Genomic DNA, 1,505 nt, shown 5'->3' on the forward strand with positions numbered 1-1,505 from the left:
TTTCTTTTTGTTTTAACAAGTTTTCTAAATTTTCTTTTTCTCCTTTTAAATTGAGTAACTCTAATTCTTGGATTTGGAGATTAGTTTGTAAAAATCTTTGTTCTTCTAATAATTGTTGATTTTTCTTTTTTTCTTCTTCGATTACATTTTGGATTTCTTTCTTTTTGTTTTAACAAGTTTTCTAAATTTTCTTTTTCTCCTTTTAAATTGAGTAACTCTAATTCTTGGATTTGGAGATTAGTTTGTAAAAATCTTTGTTCTTCTAATAATTGTTGATTTTTCTTTTTTTCTTCTTCGATTAMATTTTKRATTTCGGGTTTTTGTTTATAAATTGGTTCTCCTTTCTTGAGAGTTTGATTTACTTTTTTGTGATATTTTTTGTGGGAACCCCTTTTTCTTTTTGTTGATTTTCATTATATTCAATCACTGTTACATCTTCTCTGGGAGGTGTTGGAGGATTCTGAGGAGTTGTTTTATCAGTAAAAAACATAAAACTTCCTACAACAATGGTACAGATCCCTGTGATAGCGGCTAAAGGAGGACCAAGAAAGGGAATAGCTAAACAACATAAGGYTATCGCTCCTCCTATGAAGAGAGGAACAATAATACTGCCTGTGTTCGCTAACCAATCAGGCCAATCCCATTCTTTAAAACGATTATAGAAGTTATCCTTGATATCATGGGCGTTGTTTTTGAATTTGTCATAATTTTCTTGACAAAATTTATTAAGGTTATCTTTAGCTCCTGAGATGAAGTGATTAATATTTTCTCCTATTTGAGGTAAAACTTTATAAAACATTACCCAAGAGAAAAAGATTAAAATGATTAATGGTAAAAATATTATCATGACATTTTTAAGAGTTTGTCTCCAAGTTTTGGTTTCTATCATTCTATTTTCTAAAACAATTTTAGTTTGGTCAGGAGTAGCTTGATTGTTTCCTTGGAAACCTTTCTTTGATTTAGGTTTAGAAGGCATAACTTGATTTCCTTTGAAATCTTTATTGGATTTAGGTTTCGTCGGAATGATTTTAGTATGATTTGTTGTTTTTTTGTTAGCGTTATTTTTTTTATAAGCCATATTAATTCATCTTTCCTTTCTTTTTTTAATTTTCTTTWGSATTCTTTTTTTCAKTATAMARGGTAATATATTTTTTCACAGGCTTGAAGTGTAGGTAGTAATTTTGATGTTTTGTTTCAAATTTTTTTTCTTCTTGTAAAGGACATTTCACCGTCATTATATAAAAATCTTCGTCTTTTTCTAAAAGGTATTTAGGGCCTTTATAAACCATTTCGATGGTTTCATCTTGTTTTAAAAAACGATTAGGATAAAACCTTGACTCTCTATTACTTAATATATCTTCGCTAAATTCTTCTGTAAAATAATTCTTAGCTCTTCCCATAAATGAATCATTATAAGGCTTCATTTTCCCTGTATAACGCCAATTATTAAAAGGTTCTCTAATAAAAAGAGGTAAATCTTTCGGCACTTTCTCAGGATATCGACA

The 1,505-nt window shown here is 28.6% G+C and carries 1 protein-coding gene and 1 pseudogene; both read right to left on the reverse strand.

Features of this window, described 5'->3' with window-relative positions; translation table 4 throughout:
* Nucleotides 1–358 precede the first annotated feature (358 nt).
* Complete coding sequence (locus C6B38_RS03720; protein ID WP_105298706.1) at nucleotides 359–1,078, reverse strand: hypothetical protein; 720 nt, start codon at nucleotides 1,076–1,078, stop codon at nucleotides 359–361.
* A 25-nt stretch (nucleotides 1,079–1,103) separates the two neighbouring features.
* A pseudogene (locus tag C6B38_RS03725) lies at nucleotides 1,104–1,505 on the reverse strand (hypothetical protein); the annotation flags it as partial.

This window comes from Spiroplasma sp. ChiS (assembly GCF_002968355.1).
Classification (GTDB): domain Bacteria; phylum Bacillota_I; class Bacilli_A; order Mycoplasmatales; family Mycoplasmataceae; genus Spiroplasma; species Spiroplasma citri.